Here is a 21,836-nt window from a genome sequence, read left to right on the forward strand (position 1 = left end):
GGTCCCGACGGTTGTTGTTGAAAAGGTCGGCTTGACGACTCTTCACCATCCCGATCGACCCCTTGCAAGTTTCTAAAGCATCGGTTCTCCACCGGTAACTGATATGATCGAGCCTGACATGTAGCTCCCTTCACTTGACGCCAACAGCACGTAGGCACCTGCGAGTTCGGCCGGCTGACCAACGCGGCCAAGCGGGGTGTTTTTACCGAAGGTCGCGACTTTTTCAGGGGGCATCGTCGACGGGATTAGGGGAGTCCAGATTGGGCCAGGTGCTACTGCATTTACCCGGATCCCCTTCTTCCCAAGCATCTGCGCGAGCCCTGCGGTAAAGTTGGATATTGCGCCTTTCGTGGTGGCGTACGCCAGGAGCTGTGGGGAAGGAGATTTCGACTGGATTGACGTTGTATTAATGATCGCACTGCCGTGCTGCATGAAAGGAATAGCAGCTTTGGAAAGATAAAAGGGCGCGTAGATGTTTGTGCGCAAAGTCACATCCCACTCCTCAGATGAGATGTCGCCGATGTCCTCGTACGTTCTTTGGAATGCAGCGTTATTTACCAAGATGTCCAGGCCACCCAGTTCACGCACTGTGCGGTCGACTAATTCTTTGCAATGCGCTTCGCTGGTTATGTCGCCAGCAACAACCACGGCCTTACGACCGGCCTTCTCCACCCAAGCTGCGGTCGACCGCGCATCCTCATCTTCACTTAAATAAGAAATCACCACGTCGGCCCCTTCGCGGGCGAAGGCGATTGCGACGGCCCGGCCGATGCCGCTGTCCGCACCGGTGATGATTGCCACTTCTCCGACGAGCTTGCCGCTCCCAGCATAGCTGTCTTCGCCATGATCCGGTGTCGGGGTCATTTCGCCTATAGTGCCGGGCGGTGTTTGTTGCTGCGGAGGTATTTCAGTGGGCCTACTGTCTTCGCTAGACATTTCTTGTCCTCACAACGGGTGTTCGGTGTCCAACCGAACTCAGCTATCGGAAGTTCCAAGGGGCTGGCTCGTAGTGTCAAAAACACTACGAACATGGATCACCAAGCCTCGTGGAGCGTTTCCGAGCTAGAGGAGAACCCGCGATGTACGAGAACACAGAGAAATTTGTCGATTTGGATTTCGAACAGAGGGTCCGCCAGACGGCATACCATCTTTGGGAGAATGATGGCCGGCCTGATGGCCGAGAAAAGGAGTATTGGTTCCAGGCGCTGGAACAATTACTGGCGGGTCGGCCGCAGCTGGCGTCAGCCGAGTCCGAAAAGCGAATTCCTTCTTCGATCACGACTGCGGACAGCCACGACGATCCCGGAAGCGCGTGAGGATGATTTGGAGGGATCAGGTTAAATCAAAGCCTTGATGGCCGGAAGGAGGCGATTGAGGCAAGGTGTGCCCCAGGCGGTGTATGCCGCGACCATAAACTGCACGTCGAAGAGACCTGCGCGGGACGCTCGACGTTTTCAGCCAAACGCCAAATCAATCGGTGAGGCCGGTAGGGCTCGCTTGTGTGCGGTGGCGCGGTAACGGGCTAGGATCTTGCTCTCCACTTCGGGCGGAACGGGCCTGCCCTCCAGGAAATCGTCGATCTGCTCATATGTGAGCCCATAGGCATCTTCATCCGGCCGGAGTGGCGCTAGATCTTCGAGGTCGGCGGTCGGTATCTTATCGACGAGATGGCCGGGAACCTTGAGATAGGCAGCCAAGGCACGGACTCGGCGCTTTGTGAGGCCGGCCAGCGGCAGCAGGTCAGCAGCGCCATCGCCGAACTTGGTGAAAAAGCCCATCACGGCCTCGGCGGCGTGATCGGTGCCGAGCACGAGGCCGTCCAACCCGCCGGCGACGGCATATTGGGCGATCATGCGTTGGCGGGCTTTTACATTCCCACGGAGAAAATCTGCCTGGGCGGGGCTAGCAGGGGAAAAGCCCGCGCGGCGGAGGGACTGCCACATGCCATCGGTGGGCGCGGCGATATCGACTTCAAAGATCAGATCTGGGTCGATTGTAGCAATCGCCGCGTCGGCGTCCGCTGCATCGGCCTGTTGGCCATAGGGGAGGCGCACGGCGATAAACCGTGCGTTGAACCCTGATGCCCTCAACTCCTTGACGGATTGCTGGGCGAGCATCGCGGCCGTGGTCGAATCCACACCGCCGCTAATACCCAAGATCAAATTATGAAGGCCAGAGCGAAGAAGGTACGTCTTGAGGAAAGCACGGCGCTCGTTCGCCTCGCGCTCGACGTCAAAATCGGGATTGACGCCGAGTTCCCGGATGACTTGGAGTTGGCTGGTCATGCTTGAATTCGGTGAATGACACGGCGTTTGCCGCGGCGACATTGCCTGGCTATTGCACAGCAACGACGGTTCGCGGCAATCGGTTGCATACGGCTTAACGCAGCAGTACGAGCGATCGGGGCGCCATCTTGATGGCCTCTCCACCATGGACGGTTCGTAGGGCACCAGCAGGGTCGGCTGTGTCGATCTCCGCGGTCCAGGTAGAGCCTTCGCTGCGCTGCGGAACGGTAAAATCAACATCGCCATCGTGGGGATTGAAGAGGATGACCAATTCCCACCATATGCCGTCTTTGTCTTGGAGATCATCACGCGACAGGCGAATTCCGAGTGTGGTTGCGCCGGCATCAAGCCAATGCGCAGCCTGCTGCTCGCCGCCGCTGGGATTGTACCATGTGATACTCATCATATCGCGCCAGTTGTCGCGATGTATCAGCGGCTGGGCTTGGCGGATGGCGACAAGCTTGCGGGTGAAGTCCGTCAGGGCCCCGGCATTCTCGCTGAAGTCCCAATGGACCCAACTAATTTCACTATCTTGCGCGTACCCGTTGTTGTTGCCGCCTTGGCTGCGACTGAATTCGTCACCCGCCAGCAGCATTGGGGTGCCATGGGACAGGAGGAGCGTCGCGAGAAAGTTCCGCTTCTGGCGCTCTCGGATAGTGACTATACCCTCATCGTCTGTCTCGCCTTCAGCTCCATAATTGTAGCTGCGATTGTTGTTGTGACCGTCGTTATTGCCCTCGCCGTTCGCATCGTTGTGCTTTTCGTTAAATGAAACGAGGTCATGAAGGGTAAAACCATCATGGGCGGTTAGGAAATTGACACCCGCCCAAGGGCGGCGGCCGCGCTTGTCATAAATATCTCCGGAGCCAGTGAAACGGGCGGCGAAGTCGCCCGAGGTGTGATCGGTGTCCTTCCAGTAGTCGCGAACGGTGTCGCGATATTTGTCATTCCACTCCGACCAGCCGGGCGGGAAACCGCCAACCTGATAGCCGCCGGGGCCAATGTCCCATGGTTCGCCGATGAGTTTTACCTTTGCAAGTGACGGATCTTGGCCGACGGCATCGAAGAATCCGCCGCGCTGGTCGAAGCCCTCAGGCTCGCGGCCGAGAATGGTGCCGAGATCGAAGCGGAATCCGTCGACATGCATTTCCTCTGACCAATACCGGAGGCTATCGGTGATCATCTGCAGAACGCGGGGATGGCTGGTATTGACGGTGTTACCGGTGCCCGTGTCGTTGACGTAGTAGCGCGCATCCCCTGGCATGGTGCGATAGTATGAGAAGTTGTCGATGCCCTTCCAGGAGAGCGTCGGCCCCATCTCATTGCCTTCCGCAGTATGATTGTACACCACGTCCATGATGACCTCGAGTCCTGCATCGTGGAACGCTCTGATTGTATTACGAAGACCGGTGATACCATTCGGGCCATAGTATCGGCTGGCGGGCGCGAAGAAGCCGAGGGTGTTATATCCCCAATAATTCCTGAGGCCTTTGTCGATCAGAAAAGAGTCGTCGGGAAAGGCGTGGATGGGCAAGAGTTCCACCGAAGTCACGCCGGTCGACTTGATGTAGTCGATAACCTCGCGCTGCGCCAAACCTTCGAAAGTGCCACGCAGGTTTTCCGGCACGGCCGGGTGGAGCTGGGTGAAGCCTTTGACGTGGGTCTCGTAGAAAATGGTTTTGGCCCAATCTATGTTGGGCTTGATATCGCCAGACCAATCATGAGCGCGCGAGTCAACCACCCGAGCCTTGGGGGTGACAGAAGCGCTATCCTCCTCGTTGAACGAAAGGTCTTTATTGTCCGCATCAGCGCGGTACCCAAAATGGGCGGAGGACCATTTCACGTCGCCCACGAGCTCACGGGCGTACGGGTCGATCAGCAGCTTATTAGAATTGAAACGATGCCCGTGGCTCGGCTCGTAGGGGCCGTGTACGCGATACCCATATAAGGTGCCAGGTCCCACCCCCGGCAGATATGCATGCCAAATTTCATTCGTATACTCGGGCAGGGTTATGCGTTCAGTTTCGGCGCCGCTGTCATCAAAGAGGCAAAGTTCGACTCGTGTAGCGTGCGCAGAGAAGATCGCAAAGTTGGTACCCTCCCCATCCCAAACGGCGCCCAAAACTCTATGGTCGCCAGGGAGTACCTTGCGAGCAGATGAACTCAAATTGGATGGCATGTAGAATGTCCCTGTTGCAGCGCCTTAACGGCTCCGTTTCAACAGGGTTGCAAACGATTTTACGTGCAGCTTTCCGCGACCGTCAGCGACCGCGGGCACCATCGAAAGACTGCAGACCCCACGCCTGCTAGCCCTGGCAAGAAAGCTGAACCTGCAGGCCCCAGTATCCGTCTGGATAACGGGGTGCTATCTCATTGTTGAATTAACGCACCGGGACGGAAGCCTCAGATATGGCGCTCGTAAAGACCACCACTCTCGCCAAGCGCAAGACTGCCAAACCTGCCGCCAGTCCCGTGACAGCTCCGACGGTGAGGCGGGCGCCGGTCAAGCGTATGCCGGTGTCACGGGAGCAAGCGTCGGAGCGCGTGGCCGCTGCAACAATGGAATTGGCAAGCGGCGTTGCCGAAGCGGCAGCTGCATCCGACGAATTGCGGCAGGCCCTAGAGCAGATTGCCAGTGGAGCTGAGGAAGCGGCCGGTGCTGCACACGAGTCGCTGGCCACCGTCGGAGAGTTGTCCCGGCAGTTTGTCAGCGCCCGAACCGACGCGGAGACCTCGCGACGTCAGTCCGAAGTGTTGCAGGCGGCAGTGGTGGAATCCACTACGGCAATGGAGGGGTTGCTGCTGGCCATTGAAAGCAACGCGGCGCGGCAGCTGGCGACGGTCGATTTGATCACCCGATTGCAGGACCAAGCAAGCAAGATAGGGGAGACCACGCTTGTCGTTGCCGACGTGTCGGACCAAACCAACTTGCTCGCGCTCAATGCAGCCATCGAAGCGGCGCGGGCTGGCGAAACGGGCGCCGGTTTTGCAGTTGTCGCCGACGAAGTTCGGGCTCTTGCAGAGAGCGCTGAGCGCAGCGCCCGGGACGTCAAGCAGCTCGCGCAGTCGATCGGCGATGGAGTTGCCGAAGTGGCGACCCGCATCGCAGGGGCAGCTCAGTCGGCACGGGCACAGACCGATATTGGTCAGGTGATTTCTTCCGATCTGGCAACCATTCGCCGCGACCTCCTAGTTCTGCTCGACGGTAGCAGCGCTATCCTCACCGCCGCTGTGGAAGCCGATCTGGCGGCGCGCGAGGCGCAAAAAGGCGCGGAAAACGTTGCTGCGGCCGCGGAGGAACAGGCCGCCGCCGCAGCGGAGGCTCAACGCGCAGTACAGCAGCAGAGCACCGCTCTTGAAGAAAGCCAGCAGGCGGCGCAGTCGCTCTCTCAAATCGCTGACGGCCTAAGCGATAGTAGCGGTTCGGAGAGCGACTTCGCTACTATGGGCGCCGCCGCGGAAGAGCTTTCTGCGACGGTGCAGGAACTCGCAGGCGCTGCCGCGGAAATCCTGATCGCGGTGGATCAGATTAGCCGGGGCGCAGAAGAGCAAGCGGCTGCCACCCAAGAGTCTAACGCGGCGATGGCCCAGATCGAAAGTAGCGCCGGCGTGAGTGCGGAAAATGCGCGCAATGCCGTGCAGCGGATCACGGCGATCGCCGAACAGCTGGAACGCAATCGCGCCAGTGTGGTCGGCATAGGTACCGAACTTGAGAGCGGGCTCGTCGATGCGCGCTTGGCCTTTCAAACGCTGTCGTCGCTGGATGCGGTGGCCCGCCGCATCGAGCGCGCAGTCGATCGCATCATCCTGACCAGCGTGCAGACCAGCATGCTTGCTGTGAGCGGCTCTGTAGAAGCGGCGCGCGCCGGCAGAGATGGTAGAGGCTTTGCCATCGTTTCCAGCGATATTCGGAAGCTTGCCGATAACGCTTCTGAAACAATCGAAGGCGCCAAGGAGGGCGTACGGTCAATCCAGAGCACGATTGGCGAAGCGCTGCGCGATTTGGGAGTAACCCTACAGGTCGCCGAGGCAGAGCTGTCACGCAACAAGTTTATTGTCGAGCGCCTCGACCAGGTACAGCGTGATTGCGAGGCCATTCGGCTTGGGAATGACTCGATCCTGGCCAGCGCCGACGCGGTGTTGATTGCGGTGCGCGAAATACTTACCGGTACCGAGCAGATTGCCGCCGTGGCCCAGGAGGCGGGCGCGGCTGCAGCACAGGCCGGCTCTTCGGCTCGAGAGCAGTCCAATGCAGCAGAGGATCTGGCGGCAGCCATCGAGGAGATCGCCCTGCTGTCCGAAGAATTGCAGGCGGCGAGCTGAAGGTGGGATCGGGCGCCCCAGTTCTCTACGCCAATCTGCGCTGGCTGACTGTCGTGGTTGGCGGGCGAAGCTATGTGCTTTCGGGCGGAAGTGTAGTGGAGGTGCTGCGCCGGCCCAGGGTGACGCGGGTTCCGCATGGACCGTCCGCCTTGCTTGGCGTTAGCAATTTGCGGGGCACAGTCTTGCCCATTGTTTCGCTGGCCCGGCTGATGGGCGCCGAGGCAAGCGACGAAGATCGCCTGGTCGTAGTCGATCAGGGTGGACCCGTCGGCCTTTTGGTCGATGCCGTCCTAGGATTGGATGTGGGCAACAGCTCCGACACTCAGCAGGTCGAAGTGGCAAGTCTGCTGCAGACCGTCTTCAAGCCACAGACAACACAATCGTTGGCGAGGCAGACCCAGCGCGATGTCGCGCCCGTCGCGACGGTAGCTGAAACCGCCCAGCGCGTACTCGTCTCATTCCAGATCAGCGAGCAGACGTTTGCGCTTCCTTTAGGAGCGATAACGGAAGTCCTGCGCGTGCCGGCCAGTATTTCGCGCGTGGCGGGCTCCGATCAAGCCGTCCTCGGCGTTGCCAACGTACGCGACCGATCACTTCCGATCATTTCTCTGGGCGCGATTTTGGGATTTTCAGGGGCCAATGGCTTAACGTCTGGAAACCGGATCATGGTGGTCGAGCATAACGGTGCGCAGGTTGGGCTGGTGGCCGACGCGGTCGAGACTATCCTGCGGCTGGACGAAAGCTCAATCGACGAGGTGCCGCCGATTCTCCAGCGCGGTCAGGGCAATGCTGAACTCGACGCCATCGGGAGGCAGGGTAGCGGACGCCCGCTGGTGACGATCCTTTCGGTGCCGCGACTGTTCGCCAACGCAGCGGTTGAAGAAACAATGGGCGCAATGAGCGGGGAGACAACAAACATGGTCGATCACCGCACTACTCAGGCGCAGGAGCAGTTTGTGGTTTTCGACCTAGGTGCAGAGCGCTACGGTCTGCCGATCGCCTCTGTGCAGGAGGTACTTCGACTTCCTGACACGGTCACTCGCATTCCCAATGGCCCGCGCTTTGTGAGCGGCATCATCAACCTGCGCGGGCGCCCGGTACCGATCATCGACCAGCGGCAACGGTTCGAGGCTCCGCTGGCGGCAGATGCCGTGCAGCCGCGGGTCATCATCGTCACGGTCGGCGGGCTGCAGGCGGGGTTCATAGTCGATGCAGTGTCGGAAGTTCTGTCGGTGGATGTGGCGGACCTTGCCAAAACTCCGTCGCTTTCGAGCGAACGCTCGGCCGTCTTCAACCGCGTGGCCAATGTCGGCGAGGAAGGCTCTCTAATCCTGCTCATCGACCCCGAGGAACTACTGAGCCGCGCCGAACAGGACGTCATTTCCGAAATTGCCGCTGGGCAACAAGCGGCGAACCAAGCGTGATCCGCATCCTTATCGCCGAAGACTCCGCTCTGATGCGCAAGCTACTGATCAGCATCTTCGCGGCGACCGGAGAATTCGAGATAGCGGTGGCCCGCGACGGGCTCGAAGCGCTTGAGAAAGTAGCGAGTTTCCAACCAGACGTCGTAACGCTCGATGTCAACATGCCTAAGCTTGATGGTCTGGCCTGTCTTGATCGCATAATGCTGGAGCATCCGGTGCCAGTTGTGATGGTCTCAGCACTGACCGAGGACGGCGCGGACGTGACGCTGACGGCCCTCGAGATGGGCGCGGTCGATTTTGTCGCCAAGCCCGAAGGCGCGGTATCCCTGTATATGGACGCCCTGGCCGATGAACTTGTGTCCAAGGTCCGGGCTGCTGCAGCCGTGGAGCTGCCGCGGTCCCGGCGCCTCGCCGAGCGTATTCGCCTGCGACGGCTAGGCAACGTACCCGCTGCTCCCGTCCAAACGGTAGCTGCGGTAGCCTCCGCAATCGGTCTGGTCCTGGTCGGCACCTCGACGGGCGGCCCGCCGGCGCTGGATATCCTGCTGTCGAACCTGCCGGCAGGCCTGCGGTGGCCGGTGGTTATCGCTCAGCATATGCCGCAAGCGTTCACCGGGCCGCTGGCGCGTCGCCTGGACAAGCTCGCAGCACTTTCCGTTAGTGAAGTCACCGGGCCAACGCTCCTTCAGGCAGGGAGCGTCTATATCGCCCGCGGTGGCACCGATGTCGTCGTCAGCGTGCGGGGTGGCCAACTAATGGTCCATGCGGCGCCAGTGCAAAGTGACTATCCCTGGCATCCAAGTGTGGATCGCCTTGTAAGAACCGCTCTACAACATGTGCCAGCTAAACAGCTGATGGGCGTGCTACTAACGGGAATGGGTTCGGACGGTGCTGCGGCCATGGCCGAACTGAGGGCCGCAGGTGGATACACTATAGCTGAATCAAAAGACACGGCCGTTGTGTGGGGTATGCCGGGGGAACTGGTCAGTCGCGGTGGCGCCGTGGAAACACTACCGTTGGACGATATTCCTCTCCACATCGCTGAGGTACTGGCATGACCCGGCGAAAAGCGGACCTGTTGGCAAGGGCCAGTGCCCTTTCACCTTTGTCGGCCGCCGACCTCACGATCCTGTGCGACTTCCTCTATTCTCGCACGGGCATGCAGTTCGGCGAGTCGAAGCGCTATTACGTAGACCGACGCGTCGCTGACCGAATGGTTGAAAACGACCTAGTCAGGTTCGCAGACTACTTCGCTCTGCTCAGAGCAACGCCTAGCGAAGCCGAGCAGCTGATCAACAGTTTCACCATCAACGAGACCTATTTTTATCGCGAAGAGCATCAGCTCGCCTGTCTTAGCAACTCCATCCTGCCCGAGATTATCCGGTCGAAGCGGCCTGGCGACAAAGTTCGTATTTGGTCGGTGCCTTGCTCGAGCGGCGAGGAGCCCTATTCAATCGCCATTTGGCTGCTTGAAAACTGGGGGCTGGTCGACGCCTACAATGTAGAGATCGTCGGATCGGACATTGACACTGCTATTGTCGCTGAAGCGCTGGAGGCTAACTATAGCCGCCGGGCCGTCATGCGCCTCCCACCCGAACTGGTTGAACGCTACTTCGCGCCTGTCCAGGGCGGAAGGATACGGCTGATCGACGATCTCCGAGAGTCGGTCACATTCACGCCGTGCAACATCACCGACACGGCTTCAGTCTCGCGCCAAGGGCAGTTCGACGTCATTTTCTGCCGCAACTTGTTGATCTATTTCGACGCTTCAGCGCGGGTACGCTGCATGCAAAACCTGTTCAACAGTCTCGTTCCAGGCGGTTACATGTGCCTAGGACATTCTGAATCCATGGCCCGGATTTCCGAGCGATTTATCACCCGGCGTTTTCCCGAAGCTATCGTTTATCAGCGGCCGGAGCGGGTGTGATGGACGAGCTGATGGCCCAGTTCATTGTGGAAGCCCGCGAGCTTGTGCAGGCATCCATCGACGATCTGTTCGTTCTGGAAGCGGAGCCGGGCAATTCACCGAGGCTCGATAGCGCATTCCGCGCCGTCCATACGCTGAAAGGGTCGACCGGCCTGTTCGATCTAGGGCCTCTGAATTCGGTGCTGCACAAGGCCGAGGACAATCTCGGGAGGGTCAAATCGGGCACAGCTGTACTTGACCCGGTACAGATCGACGCCATCGTCTCAGTTTTGGAATGGATCGATGAATGTGTCGATGACTTAGAAAGTGTGGGTGCCGTCGGCGTCGCCAAGCTTGAGCGGGCGCTGCAACTCGAAGCAGCCCTCGACACCGATTTCGACCCGACTGTGACCAAGCCAGTCGGTGATGCCGGGCCATCCATCGCCTGGGCGTTGTCGCTAGCGGTGTCTAAGGGCAACAATGCCTCGGTAGCTCTGCGGTATCAGCCTCAGGCTGAAAGCTTCTTCAGTGGTGACGATCCGCTGGCGCTGCTCGCTCAAGTCCCAGGTATTATCCATCTTTCGGTCAAGCCAAGGGACCCGTGGCCGGCACCGGCACTCTTTGATCCCTTCCGGTCCAATCTCGTGTTCGAGGCGCTGAGCGAAGCGCCGCTCGAACAGGTCGAAGCGATTTTCCGCCTGGTGCCTGATCAGGTGCAGCTCGTACCGCTCGGTGCCGCTGTAACGCTAGACGAAACGGTCGCAGAGCCCGTCGAGGCCAATATCGACGTCAGCCGCAGCCTCCGCGTAGATCCTGCGCGTATTGATGCACTACTTGATCTTGTCGGCGAACTGATGACTACCAAGAACGCCGTTACTGTCCTTGGCACCATGGCCGCCGGTCTAGCCGACGGCGCCGACCTGGCGCGCGCCATAGCCGACGCGCATAAGGATCTTGACCGGCTGACCGGGGCGCTTTACGGCGGCGTGCTCCAAACTCGTATGGTGCCACTTTCCCAGGCTTTTCGTCGACTGCCTCGTATGGTTCGGGACCTCTCTCGCCGGCTCGGCAAGCCGACCGAATTGCTGATTGAAGGGGATGCGTTCGAGGCCGACAAGACCATCGTCGACGAATTGTTCGAGCCGCTGTTACACTTGGTTCGGAATGCTATGGACCACGGCATCGAGGCTCCTGCCGAACGGTTTGCCGCCGACAAGCCGGCGACCGCCATCCTCTCCCTGCGCGTCGTGGTTGATGGCGACCACATCGCGGTGAGCCTGTCCGACGACGGTCGCGGCATCGATCCGACAGCCATCCGCGCCGCCGCTCAGCGCAAGGGTCTCGTAAGTGTCGAGCGCGCCGCGCAACTCGATGAGCGCGAAATGCTAGACCTGCTCTTTGTGCCCGGTTTTTCTACGGCTGCAGCTGTCAGCGATCTCTCCGGTCGTGGCGTAGGGCTGGATGCCGTGCGAATGGCCGCTGCGCGCGTTGGCGGCTCCGTCAATCTGGCGAGCAGGATTGGGCTTGGCACCACCACTACGTTGCGGCTGCCGGTGAGCTTCGCCTTGACCCAACTGTTAGTCGTCTCGGTCGGGGGAGAGCGTTACGGAGTGCCAATGCAGGCCGTGGTCGAGACGGTCCGGATAGCACCTGCTGCAGTGACGCCGATCCGTAGCAATCGCGCCTTTATTCTGAGGGACCGCACGATGCCCCTCCTATCCCTGTCCGACCTGTTGGGCTTGCCCAACAACGAGCCGGCCGGCGATATGACTGCTCTGGTTCTAGCGGTCGCCGATCAACAGGTGGGCATTGTAATCGACGCCATCGAAGAGCGTATGGAGACTGTGACGCGACCTCTCAGCGGCGTGTTGAGCGGTATGCGCGGTATTGCTGGAACCACCGTCCTTGGTGATGGCCGGGTGCTGCTGGTCCTCGATTTAGCGGAGTTGGTCGCATGAGCGTGGCGTTGCTCGGAGGCATTATTACCCTGACCGGTGAGTGCGGCGTCGAGGAAGCGGAGACATTGTTGAGCCTTGTACAGAGCAACCCTGCCGCTTCGGTCGACATCTCTGCCGCAGGACCGGTACACACGGCACTCTGGCAGGTCCTTTTAGTCTCGGGACCAAGGATCATCGGGCAGCCGCAGGACCCATTCATCCGTCGATGGGTTTTGCCTCTGCTGGTCAGCGCGACTTAACTTGCCGCAGACGTTTCGTACGCATACAGATGAGCCTTGGACCGCGCGGTCCGTCGAATGATGGAGTCTCTTGATGGTGACGGTGCTGCTGGTCGATGACAGCAAGTTGGCGCGGATTGTGGCCGGCAAAACGATCGCTGCTCTGCAGCCGGATTGGCACAAGGTAGAGGCAAGCAACGCCGACGAGGCCCTTGAAGCCATCAAGTCCCACCCGGTGGATTTGGCTGTGCTCGATTTCAATATGCCCGGCAAGGATGGTCTCGAGCTAGCAGCCGAACTCCGCGAAGCCTATCCGCAAATGCCCATCGCCATCATCACCGCCAATGTTCAGAACGAAATCATTGCCAGAGCGCGCGAACTGAACGCCACATTTGTGGGCAAGCCGGTGACAGAGGAAACTATGAAGGGCTTTCTGAGTGGCGCTGCGCTGCGCCTGCGCCAGGCCAACGCATGACTCTATTGGATGTGACACTTGATGAGCTGGAACGCGATGCGCTCACTGAGCTCGTCAACATCGGCGTGAGCCGTGCCGCCGCCAGTCTGCGCAAGATGGTTGGCAGCCAAGTGCTGTTGTCAGTTCCCTCGGTCGAAGTCGTTACCCAGAATGCCGCAGCCGCTCTGATCGGGCAGCGTGAAAGCGACGATCTGGTCGCCATCCGCCAGGAATTCGGCGGCGCGTTCTCCGGCAAGGCTTTGCTGATCTTTCCTGAAGATAACAGCCTTGAACTGGTCCTGGCCATTGTTGGCGACGAAGTGGATGCCGCTGAGGTTGCCTCTCTCAAGGATGAGGCACTCGCCGAGACGGGCAATGTGATACTTAACGGGTGCCTCGGCACCATTGCAAATATGCTCAACCAGTCGCTCCAGATGTCCCTCCCGCAGGTTCTTTATGGCGATGGAAAGGTGTTGTTTGACGTCGGAGCAGAGCCGGGCAGGGATGGTTTGGTGCTGTTCCTATACATCAACTTCTCCGTCCGGGACCGCAATATCCGAGGCTATATCGCCATGATCATGGACCTGCCGTCCTTGGGTATGCTGAAAAAGCTTCTCGGGGATTTCATCGATCGCGTGACCTCAGACAGCAACTGGGCCGTGAGTGCCTGACACTGCCTGAAAAGAAGAAAGCTCTGTGTGAAGTGCGTACTGACCAAGAAATGGATGAAATCAGCCTCGCCCGTTCAGAGCTTGTCAAGCTGCAGCGTCAGATCACAGAGGCGCGCGGACGCCTCGAGCTTACACTCGAGGCAGCCGGCACTGCCGGTAGCTGGCAGTGGGATATTACCGCACAAAGCCTCAAAGCAGATGCTCGATTTGCCGCTCTAACCGGCCAGGATCCGCTGGCCCTAGCGAGTGGCGCGCCCACTAGCAACTTCTTCGCGGGCATCCACCCTGACGATGCACGCCGCATTCGAATTGCGGTCGCCGGCATCCTCGCGGGCGCCGAAGTGTTTTCCAAAGATTACCGCTTGTTGCGAGAGGATGGCGGCGTGCGCTGGATTCACGCCGACGGACGCACCGTGCTCGATGAAAACGACCAGCCGATCCTGTTTCACGGCACTTTGGTCGACGTTACCGATCGAAAGCGAACAGAAGAACAGTTGCGTGTGGCTCAAACTGCCGGACAGGTAGGCACATTCGAGCATTCGGACGGATTTGGCACTGTTGCCGTCTCGCATCAGTTCTGCAGACTGCTGGGGCTACATCCGACCAATGTGTTGCCTGTCAGAACCATCAACTTGTTGGTTCACCCAGACGATCGTCCGATCATCGATCCCAAATTGCCTTCCGAGCCTCAGCCAGAGCGCAATATCGAGTTTCGCATTGATCGGGCCGATACCGGCGAAACGCGCTGGCTGGCTCGTCGCGGTGAATATCTACGCGGCATTGACGCCGGTGGCCTGCGCTACATCGGCGTTATCTACGATATCACCGAGTCCAAACGCATCGAGGAACAGCTTCGGCTGGCCAATATGACGCTGTCGGTAAGCGTGCGCGAGCGAACGCGAGAACGCAACCAGGTATGGCAGAACTCGCGTGATCTACTCGCTGTCACGGGCCGAGACGGCATCATCCGTGATGTCAACCCAGCATGGAAATCCATCCTTGGCTTCGACTTGACGGAATTGATCGGCAAGCCTTTCACATCCTTGGCTGACGACCAGACCGCCGCACTGCGCCTTATCGCGTTTGAGAAGGATGAGCCCTCGTCTTCCATCGAACTCAGCTTACGTGCCGCGGACGAAGCATTGTATTGGTTCTCATTCGATGCTGCGGCCGAAGGCGAGCTGATCTACCTTTATGGCCATAACATCACTGAAGAGCGTAGGCAGGCCGAAGTGCTGCGGGAGACAGAGGCACTCCTGCGCCAATCCCAAAAGATGGAAGCGGTCGGACAGCTTACAGGTGGTCTTGCGCACGACTTCAACAATATACTTGCTGGAATAACGGGAAGTCTGGAGCTCATATCGAAGCGTTTGACGCAAGGCCGGCTGAGCGACGTTGATCACTACGTCACTGCAGCCCAGGTTGCCGCGAAACGCGCCGGTAACCTGACGAACAGGCTCCTCGCGTTCTCCCGTCGACAGACGCTTGTACCGGCGGCTTCGCGCCTGAGTGACATGGTCGCCGACATGCAGGAACTGATCACCCGCAGCGTTGGTCCGCGGGTCGAAATAGTGACCACTGCAGATTCGGAACTCTGGAACACATTCGCCGATATCGGTCAGGTTGAGAATGCACTGCTCAATTTGTGCATCAATGCGCGTGACGCCATGCCTGAAGGCGGCAAGCTGGAAATCATAACCGAAAATGTTTCTATTTCGCCGATTCAGGGGCGAGAACTTGGTCTCAAACCTGGCGATTATGTGACCCTGTGCGTCCGAGACCAAGGGCATGGCATGCCGCAGGATGTCCTAGATCGGGCGACCGAACCATTCTTTACGACCAAACCGACGGGTCAGGGGACTGGGCTCGGGCTCTCGATGGTATATGGGTTTGCTGGTCAATCTGGTGGCACCATGACCATTACCTCCGAAATTGGTGCCGGAACCAGTGTTTGCCTTTACCTTCCCCGTTTCCATGGCATAGCGGTTGCCGCTGACGCTGAAATCAAAGGCGCAGTTCCGACGGAAGCAATCCGGCAGAAGAAGACAGTTCTGCTGGTTGACGACGAAGTGCTCGTGCGCATGGTCGTCGCGGACCAGCTAGACGAACTCGGCTACACAATCCTCGAAGCCGGAGATGCCGCCAGCGCACTAAAGCTCGTCGTCCCGTCCCAGAACATTGATCTGCTTCTCACTGATGTTGGGCTGCCCGGCGGTATGAACGGACGTCAACTTGCAGACGCGGCACGTGAGTTACGGCCTGACTTACCCGTAGTCTTCATCACTGGCTACGCCGAAAAAAGCGTGCTGAAGGAGACGGATCTTGGGAAAAACATGCGAGTGATGACCAAGCCGTTTCAGATTGAGAAGTTAGCCGATCTCGTCCGAGTGATGACGGGAGCTTCTTAGACCGCGAATTATCGCGAGCCGGCTGAGCCAGGCACCGACCCGTTTACTGCTCGTGGTCAGTTCAACTGGACCTGGCCGCACGGGCTTCAAAGTCTCAACAAAGCTGGACGACCAGCTACTCTGGGTGCGCTGTCTAGGCCACAGCCCGCGGCAAACAGCGAGTGCACTGCGACTTGTCCTCGCAAGATAAGCTCTTGATGAATGAAGTTGCGGCTTCAATGGTCCGGTGGGGGAACCAGACCCTTGGACCGCCCGGTACTGCCGGTCGGCGAGTCATTCCTGTGCCATTGTTGCAGTATGCACAGGTGGCGTGATGCAATCTCGCCTTACCAGTTTGTCGCGAGTAGTGGACCCAAAAGGGATTGATGTGCTCGTCCAGGGACATCTGCTGTTTGTCGCTCACGTCGTTGTCGATCGGTATTCTCATCGGGCTGAGCATGCGCAACTGCTTTTGATACGTACGGTTGCAACTTTCCTGATCTTGGGTCGTGTCATTGAAACGATGCTACGCGCCTTCCCCGCTTTCGAGATTTGGAGAGATATGTGCCGGTCAGCACCCCTCTCCAGACCGTCCAAGCCTCATATTCACTACCGTTTGACAACCTGTCGAACGCGATCCGTCAGCACTTGATCGACCTCGAAGTAACCAGTCCAAGCATCCTGTCCCCGTGCCCGCTCGGCGGCAGCGAAGATGTCGAACGCGTTGGCGCGATCGAGGCCGTCAAGCTCGCTCCAAGTCACCGGCACGGCAACGGTGCCGCCAGCGCGTGCCCGCATTGACCAAGGGCAGACTGCCGTCGAACCTTGGCCATTCCTGAGATAGTCGAGAAACATGCGGCCCTTGCGACGGGCCTTGCTCATGTTGGCGACGAAGCGATGCGGATCCGTCTTCGCCAGCAGCTCGGCGAAGTCCTGACAGAACTCCTTTACCGCGTTCCAGTCGGCCTCGGGCACTAACGGCACGACGACATGGATGCCCTTGCCCCCGGAGAGAAGCGGCCAAGACTTCAAGCCAATGGTGCCAAGGATGTCGCGAATGTCGGTGGCGGCCTGCTTCACGTCCCCGAAGTCGAGACCCTCGTCGGGATCGATGTCGAACACCATGCGCTCGGGCAGGTCGGGCTCATGCCGATCACATCCCCAGACATGGAATTCGAGGGTGTTCATCTGCACGCCGCCCACGAGGCCGGCGAGGTCCTCGATCCAAAGAATGCGGCTCTCAGTCCCCTTCATTTTTGTAAGCTCGCCATCGTGCAGCGTCTTAGGCATGCCCGCCAGTGCGTGTTTTTGGAAGAACGTCTTCCGTAGGTCGTTGTTGGTATCGCGGACAAGCGACAAAGGTCGGTCCTTAAGGTGCGGCAGCATCCGATCCGCGACCGCAGCATAATAGGCCACCAAGTGAGCTTTCGTGATCGCAGTCCCGGGATAAATGATCTTGTCGGGGTTCGAGAGCTTCACGCCGAGCGCCTGCGCGATCTCCACACCGACGACAGGATCTAGTCCCGCACCGGAATCGTCGGCCGGCATGTCCAGCATGACCTGCGTCGGCTCCTTGTCGGCGCGCAGGCCTTGGAAAGATGCGTGGCGCAGGGATCCGTCAGCAGTGATTTCGGCATAGTCGACTTCGGCGACGAGCTCCGGCTTCACCCAAAACGCCTTGCGCGCAATGTCTCGGGGCACCGACGCGAAGGCAGGTTTTGCCAGCCGGCGCTTCTCGAGCTGCGCCACTATCTTGTCCTTCATCGCCTCGCTGAAGCCCGTGCCAACGCGGCCGCGATAGACGAACTGACCCTTTTCGTATGTCCCGAGGATCAGGCTGGCCATACCGCGGCCGTTGTCGCTTGGGCGCCAGCCGCCGATGACTAATTCCTGCCGCTTGGTGCACTTGATCTTGAGCCAGCTCTTCGTCCGATCGCCGACGTAACGGCTGTCGATGCGCTTGGCTATTATCCCCTCATGGCCGCCTGCAGCCATTGCATCAAAGACGGACTTCCCGTTGTCGATAACGTGGTGGCTGTATTGCAGGCTGTCGTCGGCGTCGCGCTCGCCAATCAGTTCTTCGAGGATGGCCTTGCGCTCGATCAGGGGCGTTTTCGTCAGGTCCTCGCCGTCCTTCTCGAAGATGTCGAAGGTATAGAACTTGAGCGGGATGCCAGCGGCGATGCCGGTCTTGAGCATGCTGAAGTTTGTGCGACCCGCCTTATCAATGGCGACGATCTCGCCGTCGAGCAAGACGGATCCCTTCGTGAGCTTCTTGAGCGACGGCAGGATGGTCTTGAACTGATCCGTCCAGTCGTGCCCGTTCCGCGTGTAGACCCGGACCTCGGAGCCGGAGATGGCAACTTGGGCGCGATAGCCGTCGAACTTCATTTCGAACAGCCAGTCTTCCCCTGTCGGGATCGTCCCGCTGAGCGTGCAGAGTTGGAATGACCGGAAGGAGGGGAGGATGTGTTTAGGGATAGATTCTGAGTCCCTGCGGGGTGACCGCTTTTTGCGGAGTGCGGCCTTTATGGCCGGCATGCGGAACGCGGGTACATCGGCGGATTCAATTGCCGGCGCTCGATTCCGTTCCGACTCGGAAACAAGAGTCTTTTCAGCCGCTTGTTGGCGGGAGCAACCGGCTTGCCCGCCCGCCGTTGAAGGATAGTCAATTCGAACCTTTGGGAGGACAAGATGCCGAACACGAAACAGGATCGCAGCAAGGTCGCGGGCGGTCAGGACCACGAAGTCGAGTACGCCGCCAAGAAGTCCGGCGCGTCGAAGGATGAGGTCAAAAAGGCCGTGAAGTCCGAAGGCAACAGCCGAAGCGCCGTCGAGAAGAAGCTCAAGGATTGATCTCATGGACCACGTCCCCGATCTCGCAGGCTACAGGATTTTGGTAGTCGAAGACGAATACCTGCTTGCCATCGGCATAGCCGACGAGATCGAAGACCATGGTGGAATCGTGGTCGGGCCAATGACGACGTTGGATGACGGCATCAGGGCGCTGGAAGAGCACAAACCAGACGCTGCCATTGTCAACATCAACCTCGGGCCCGACAAGGTCTACCCGCTGGCGGATCAGATGCGGGCGAAAGATGTGCCGTTCGTTTTTGCAAGCAGCGAGGACAGAGCGGCGATTCCTGACCGCTTCAACGATGTGCCGCTGCATTCGAAGCCGATCAGCATGGTCAATGCGGCCGCTGCACTAATGCGGACGTCACGCGGAGAAAACTAGACGACGTGCGGTTCGAACAAGCTCGTCGCCCTCGGCGGGCTTGCTGACCCACGTTCCACGGGCGAATGGCGTGTTCTCATGCATGCTCGGATGATCGCCTGAGTGAACGATGAACGGGACAGCGTCCTCGATCAGGCGCTCAACAACGGCATCGCTCGACCCATCCCGCAGCATTATGTCGACGATTACGACGTCCGGCGCGTTTCCGTCGAGCCAGGTCACAGCATCGGAACAGCTCATCATTGCCACGACATCGAAGCCGGCGTCGGCCAACGTAGCCTCCAGATCCATCGAGATGAGCGGTTCGTCCTCAAGCAGCAGCGCAGTGGTCACGTTCTTGGTCATCCGTCATCTTGCACGCCAGAGCGTGACAAGCCAGCGACTGTGGGAACTATCCCCTCTTGCAGCCATTGCACACCCAGAGACTGGCGCGCGTCAACTGGACGTGGCGGCAGAGGGAACAGGGATGGTTTTTCCAGTCTCCCGCCCTGGCCAACGAAACGGCAGCCGAGCCCTTATCCCGCCCGCGCCGGTCTCATCCCCTCCACGAATGAAGGTCCGCTTTGGATCACAGCCCGCCGAAAAATATAGTGGGCAACTCGCTGTCTGGTCCTGCATTGCCCCTACTCCTCGCAGGAGAGCGAAAATGAAAGAACAGACGGACGACAACCCGAAACCGCCGGAAGAAGTACAGGACCGCATCTGGGAGCTTGCCAAGAAAATCGACATTTGCGCGTTCACCACCTGGGATGGTGAGCGTCAGCGGAGCCGACCGCTTTCGGCCCGTTTGTCGCGTGATGAGCACGCCATCTATTTTCTCGTCGACGTGAATGGAAGCAAGAACGCCGAGATCGAGCAGTTCCCTTATGTGTCGTGTTTCTGGGCGAACAATGGCGACTACAAGTACGTGCTGATCTCGGGCAAGGCTGTTTTGAGTAATGACCGGGCCAGGATCGCCGATCTATGGGAGGATGCCGATCGCGCTTGGTGGGAGGACGAGAACGATCCGTCCATCCGCTTGATCACGGTCACGCCAGAGGACGGCGAACTCTGGGACAGTCCGGGGAAGCCAGTCGCGCTTGCAAAGATGATCTTCGCGGCGGTCACCAACACTGCGCCCAAAATGGGCGACAACGCCAAGGTTGGACTCTGAGGGTATCAAACCGCCATTTTGGGTTTGGGGGCGACGTCAGTCGCCTCCTCAGGAGTCACGCCATCCTGTAAAATCTCAGAGCCTACCGAGGACAGGTGGAATTATGTCTAATGACTAGGTGAATGAGTACCAAAGCAGTCTTGGGTCTACCGCTCTTGAGATCCGTAGCGAACTCCAAGGCCTTGTCACAACGATGCTGCGGTACTGCCGACCCAACTAGTCCCCAATGCGCGCGTCTGGTCCGCCTTGGCCTGTTCCGCGGCTGACCGGAGCTTTGTATTCCTGTTGGCTAATGAGCGTCCAATCGTCCTTACAGCGTATTACGATGCTGTGGCGACCGAAATTGCCCGTCGTATCGTGGAGTGACCAACTGGCACAATGTTGCCAATCGTAAGGCTTTGCTCAGGCGGCTATGGCACCTTGCGTTGACATAGTGACTGCGAGAGCGCGCCCGTGTTTGTAGACCAGACTTCCCTGCTATTGGCCTTAGGTTTCGCAGCCTTCGCGCTGTCTGCGACCCTATTCGTGACGTGGCTAGCTTCGCGCACCGAATGGTTCATCCTGACATGGGCGACGGGCGCTGGCGTACTGGTGGCTGCCTTTGCTGGTTTTTCGATCAACGCGGTGATCCACCACTACGGACTGTTATGGGTCTCCAACCTATTACTCTCGGGCAGCTTCATTATTTTCTTTGCGGCTGCCTGCCTGTTCACCGAGCAGAGACTGCCTCGGGCCCGCGTCATGATTGTCGCGGCCGCCTCAGCACTCACCATTTCGGTCCCATTTGTGCTTGGCTTCGATGCGCTTGGTGCGATGATGGGTAACTTGACCAACGCAGCTCTATTGCTGGCTACCGCTTGGCAGTTTTGGAGAGGGCGCGCCGAGGCGATGGTTTGGGTGGCCGGTATCGCCGCTCTCTACACGCTCACCGCATTGTCCTTCATACCTTGCGCCGTGATGATCTACCTGAAAGATCCCCTGGTCCTCGACGTGCCACCAAGCGGGTGGGCCGAGGATCTCAACTCGATCGTCGGATTAATTGGGCTGACCGGTATCGGGGCGCTGTCGCTCGCCCTCAATCAGGCTCGCGTAGCCCGACAACACCGCGAAGAAGCGAACACTGATGAGTTGACCGGTCTGCTTAACCGACGTGCGGTTTTTGAGCGCTTTCGCAATCTACCTGTAAGCAGCAACACCTCGGTGCTGGTGTTCGATTTGGACCACTTCAAAGCGATCAATGACAGGCAGGGCCATGCCGCTGGCGATGAGGCACTTCGTCGGTTTGCTCAAGTGGTACGCCACCACAAACCAAGCGAGGCATGTGCCGCCCGCATCGGCGGCGAAGAGTTCTTGTTGGTCTTACCCAATATGAATGGACCCCAGGCACTCGCAGTAGCAGAACACATCCGTTCTGGTTTCGCCCATGAAATTCTTCAGGGTACGCATGGTGGTTTTCGAGCTACCGTCAGCGTAGGTCTTTCAAGCGGTAGCGAGGATGCGGAGAACTTTGACCGGCTTCTTCGGCGTGCTGACGACGCACTATATGTGGCGAAGAACAATGGCCGCAATCGCGTTGCTGCTTGGACGTAGCTTTCGGGCTGATCCGGCAATTTTGCCGCGACGATTGGCCGGAGACCGATATCGACCCCATCCCTGCCATTCGAGGGTATTGGGAGAAATCCCAACAGCTGCCATTCCGCCATACTCGCGTATGTGAGATCCAACGCATGACTTACGATCGTGGTGTTAATGGATGTTGGGCGCTGAAAACAGGCAAGGGCCGCATGGCGGTTGACTCTTTAACTAAGGTGTCTTCTCC

18 protein-coding genes are annotated in these 21,836 nt (G+C 59.0%); 13 read left to right on the forward strand and 5 right to left on the reverse strand.

The features are described from left to right. Positions 1-72: 72 nt before the first annotated feature. A complete protein-coding gene (locus ABW043_RS21410; protein WP_353923220.1) occupies positions 73-936 on the reverse strand; it encodes a glucose 1-dehydrogenase in 864 nt (287 codons plus the stop codon). Between the two features lie 143 nt (positions 937-1,079). On the opposite strand from ABW043_RS21410, the gene ABW043_RS21415 reads away from it, so the two are divergent. After that, complete coding sequence (locus ABW043_RS21415) at positions 1,080-1,316, forward strand: DUF2934 domain-containing protein (RefSeq protein WP_353923221.1); 237 nt, start codon at positions 1,080-1,082, stop codon at positions 1,314-1,316. A 138-nt stretch (positions 1,317-1,454) separates the two neighbouring features. On the opposite strand, the gene nadE is transcribed toward ABW043_RS21415, so the two are convergent. Further along, positions 1,455-2,285: an NAD(+) synthase gene (nadE, locus tag ABW043_RS21420; protein ID WP_353923222.1), complete on the reverse strand. Its 831-nt coding sequence runs from the start codon at positions 2,283-2,285 to the stop codon at positions 1,455-1,457. A 94-nt stretch (positions 2,286-2,379) separates the two neighbouring features. Then, positions 2,380-4,464, reverse strand: a complete 2,085-nt coding sequence (gene glgX, locus ABW043_RS21425) for a glycogen debranching protein GlgX (RefSeq protein WP_353923223.1) — start codon at positions 4,462-4,464, stop codon at positions 2,380-2,382. A gap of 230 nt (positions 4,465-4,694) precedes the next feature. On the opposite strand from glgX, the gene ABW043_RS21430 reads away from it, so the two are divergent. The 8 genes from ABW043_RS21430 (at position 4,695) to ABW043_RS21465 (ending at position 15,647) form a co-directional block, all read left to right on the forward strand. After that, positions 4,695-6,608 carry a methyl-accepting chemotaxis protein gene (locus tag ABW043_RS21430; protein WP_353923224.1) on the forward strand — a complete coding sequence of 638 codons (1,914 nt, stop codon included), beginning with the start codon at positions 4,695-4,697 and terminating at the stop codon, positions 6,606-6,608. Between the two features lie 53 nt (positions 6,609-6,661). Next, positions 6,662-8,032: a chemotaxis protein CheW gene (locus tag ABW043_RS21435; RefSeq protein WP_353923237.1), complete on the forward strand. Its 1,371-nt coding sequence runs from the start codon at positions 6,662-6,664 to the stop codon at positions 8,030-8,032. Next, positions 8,029-9,090, forward strand: coding sequence for a chemotaxis-specific protein-glutamate methyltransferase CheB (gene cheB / locus ABW043_RS21440; RefSeq protein WP_353923225.1), 1,062 nt, complete (start codon positions 8,029-8,031; stop codon positions 9,088-9,090). The genes ABW043_RS21435 and cheB overlap by 4 nt, the downstream gene beginning before the upstream one ends. Next, complete coding sequence (locus ABW043_RS21445) at positions 9,087-9,959, forward strand: CheR family methyltransferase (protein WP_353923226.1); 873 nt, start codon at positions 9,087-9,089, stop codon at positions 9,957-9,959. Before cheB ends, ABW043_RS21445 begins: the two co-directional genes overlap by 4 nt. Next, a complete protein-coding gene (locus ABW043_RS21450; RefSeq protein ID WP_353923227.1) occupies positions 9,959-11,896 on the forward strand; it encodes a chemotaxis protein CheA in 1,938 nt (645 codons plus the stop codon). Before ABW043_RS21445 ends, ABW043_RS21450 begins: the two co-directional genes overlap by 1 nt. A gap of 312 nt (positions 11,897-12,208) precedes the next feature. Continuing rightward, positions 12,209-12,589, forward strand: a complete 381-nt coding sequence (locus ABW043_RS21455) for a response regulator transcription factor (protein ID WP_353923228.1) — start codon at positions 12,209-12,211, stop codon at positions 12,587-12,589. Next, the gene (locus tag ABW043_RS21460) at positions 12,586-13,239 is read left to right on the forward strand and encodes a chemotaxis protein CheX (protein ID WP_353923229.1); all 654 of its coding nucleotides are present in this window, start codon (positions 12,586-12,588) and stop codon (positions 13,237-13,239) included. The genes ABW043_RS21455 and ABW043_RS21460 overlap by 4 nt, the downstream gene beginning before the upstream one ends. A 50-nt stretch (positions 13,240-13,289) precedes the next feature. Then, complete coding sequence (locus ABW043_RS21465; RefSeq protein ID WP_353923230.1) at positions 13,290-15,647, forward strand: hybrid sensor histidine kinase/response regulator; 2,358 nt, start codon at positions 13,290-13,292, stop codon at positions 15,645-15,647. A 588-nt stretch (positions 15,648-16,235) separates the two neighbouring features. On the opposite strand, the gene ligD is transcribed toward ABW043_RS21465, so the two are convergent. Then, positions 16,236-18,167 (reverse strand): DNA ligase D, encoded by a 1,932-nt coding sequence (gene ligD, locus ABW043_RS21470; RefSeq protein WP_353923231.1) that lies wholly within the window; start codon positions 18,165-18,167, stop codon positions 16,236-16,238. 153 nt (positions 18,168-18,320) lie between these two features. On the opposite strand from ligD, the gene ABW043_RS21475 reads away from it, so the two are divergent. Both ABW043_RS21475 and ABW043_RS21480 read left to right on the forward strand, forming a co-directional pair. Then, positions 18,321-18,482 (forward strand): DUF3606 domain-containing protein, encoded by a 162-nt coding sequence (locus ABW043_RS21475; protein WP_353923232.1) that lies wholly within the window; start codon positions 18,321-18,323, stop codon positions 18,480-18,482. 4 nt (positions 18,483-18,486) lie between these two features. Next, on the forward strand, positions 18,487-18,864 hold the full coding sequence (locus ABW043_RS21480; protein ID WP_353923233.1) for a response regulator: 378 nt from the start codon (positions 18,487-18,489) through the stop codon (positions 18,862-18,864). Here ABW043_RS21480 and ABW043_RS21485 read toward each other — a convergent pair. Further along, positions 18,847-19,209 carry a response regulator gene (locus ABW043_RS21485; RefSeq protein WP_353923234.1) on the reverse strand — a complete coding sequence of 121 codons (363 nt, stop codon included), beginning with the start codon at positions 19,207-19,209 and terminating at the stop codon, positions 18,847-18,849. The two genes, ABW043_RS21480 and ABW043_RS21485, sit on opposite strands and share 18 nt — an antisense overlap. Positions 19,210-19,510: 301 nt before the next feature. Here ABW043_RS21485 and ABW043_RS21490 point away from each other — a divergent pair, with 301 nt between their 5' ends. Continuing rightward, positions 19,511-20,017, forward strand: a complete 507-nt coding sequence (locus ABW043_RS21490; protein WP_353923235.1) for a pyridoxamine 5'-phosphate oxidase family protein — start codon at positions 19,511-19,513, stop codon at positions 20,015-20,017. 453 nt (positions 20,018-20,470) lie between these two features. Next, the gene (locus ABW043_RS21495; protein ID WP_353923236.1) at positions 20,471-21,607 is read left to right on the forward strand and encodes a GGDEF domain-containing protein; all 1,137 of its coding nucleotides are present in this window, start codon (positions 20,471-20,473) and stop codon (positions 21,605-21,607) included. Positions 21,608-21,836: the final 229 nt, after the last annotated feature.

This window comes from Devosia sp. (genome assembly GCF_040509215.1).
GTDB lineage: Bacteria > Pseudomonadota > Alphaproteobacteria > Rhizobiales > Devosiaceae > Devosia.

Coding starts and splice junctions, on each gene's coding strand:
- ABW043_RS21490 (WP_353923235.1), top strand. CDS start 19,511: ATGAAAGAACAGACGGACGACAACCCGAAACCGCCGGAAGAAGTACAG.
- ABW043_RS21450 (WP_353923227.1), top strand. CDS start 9,959: ATGGACGAGCTGATGGCCCAGTTCATTGTGGAAGCCCGCGAGCTTGTG.
- ABW043_RS21455 (WP_353923228.1), top strand. CDS start 12,209: ATGGTGACGGTGCTGCTGGTCGATGACAGCAAGTTGGCGCGGATTGTG.
- ABW043_RS21485 (WP_353923234.1), bottom strand. CDS start 19,209: ATGACCAAGAACGTGACCACTGCGCTGCTGCTTGAGGACGAACCGCTC.
- ABW043_RS21445 (WP_353923226.1), top strand. CDS start 9,087: ATGACCCGGCGAAAAGCGGACCTGTTGGCAAGGGCCAGTGCCCTTTCA.
- ABW043_RS21430 (WP_353923224.1), top strand. CDS start 4,695: ATGGCGCTCGTAAAGACCACCACTCTCGCCAAGCGCAAGACTGCCAAA.
- ABW043_RS21460 (WP_353923229.1), top strand. CDS start 12,586: ATGACTCTATTGGATGTGACACTTGATGAGCTGGAACGCGATGCGCTC.
- ABW043_RS21465 (WP_353923230.1), top strand. CDS start 13,290: ATGGATGAAATCAGCCTCGCCCGTTCAGAGCTTGTCAAGCTGCAGCGT.
- ABW043_RS21475 (WP_353923232.1), top strand. CDS start 18,321: ATGCCGAACACGAAACAGGATCGCAGCAAGGTCGCGGGCGGTCAGGAC.
- nadE (WP_353923222.1), bottom strand. CDS start 2,285: ATGACCAGCCAACTCCAAGTCATCCGGGAACTCGGCGTCAATCCCGAT.
- ABW043_RS21480 (WP_353923233.1), top strand. CDS start 18,487: ATGGACCACGTCCCCGATCTCGCAGGCTACAGGATTTTGGTAGTCGAA.
- ligD (WP_353923231.1), bottom strand. CDS start 18,167: ATGCCGGCCATAAAGGCCGCACTCCGCAAAAAGCGGTCACCCCGCAGG.
- ABW043_RS21415 (WP_353923221.1), top strand. CDS start 1,080: ATGTACGAGAACACAGAGAAATTTGTCGATTTGGATTTCGAACAGAGG.
- glgX (WP_353923223.1), bottom strand. CDS start 4,464: ATGCCATCCAATTTGAGTTCATCTGCTCGCAAGGTACTCCCTGGCGAC.
- ABW043_RS21410 (WP_353923220.1), bottom strand. CDS start 936: ATGTCTAGCGAAGACAGTAGGCCCACTGAAATACCTCCGCAGCAACAA.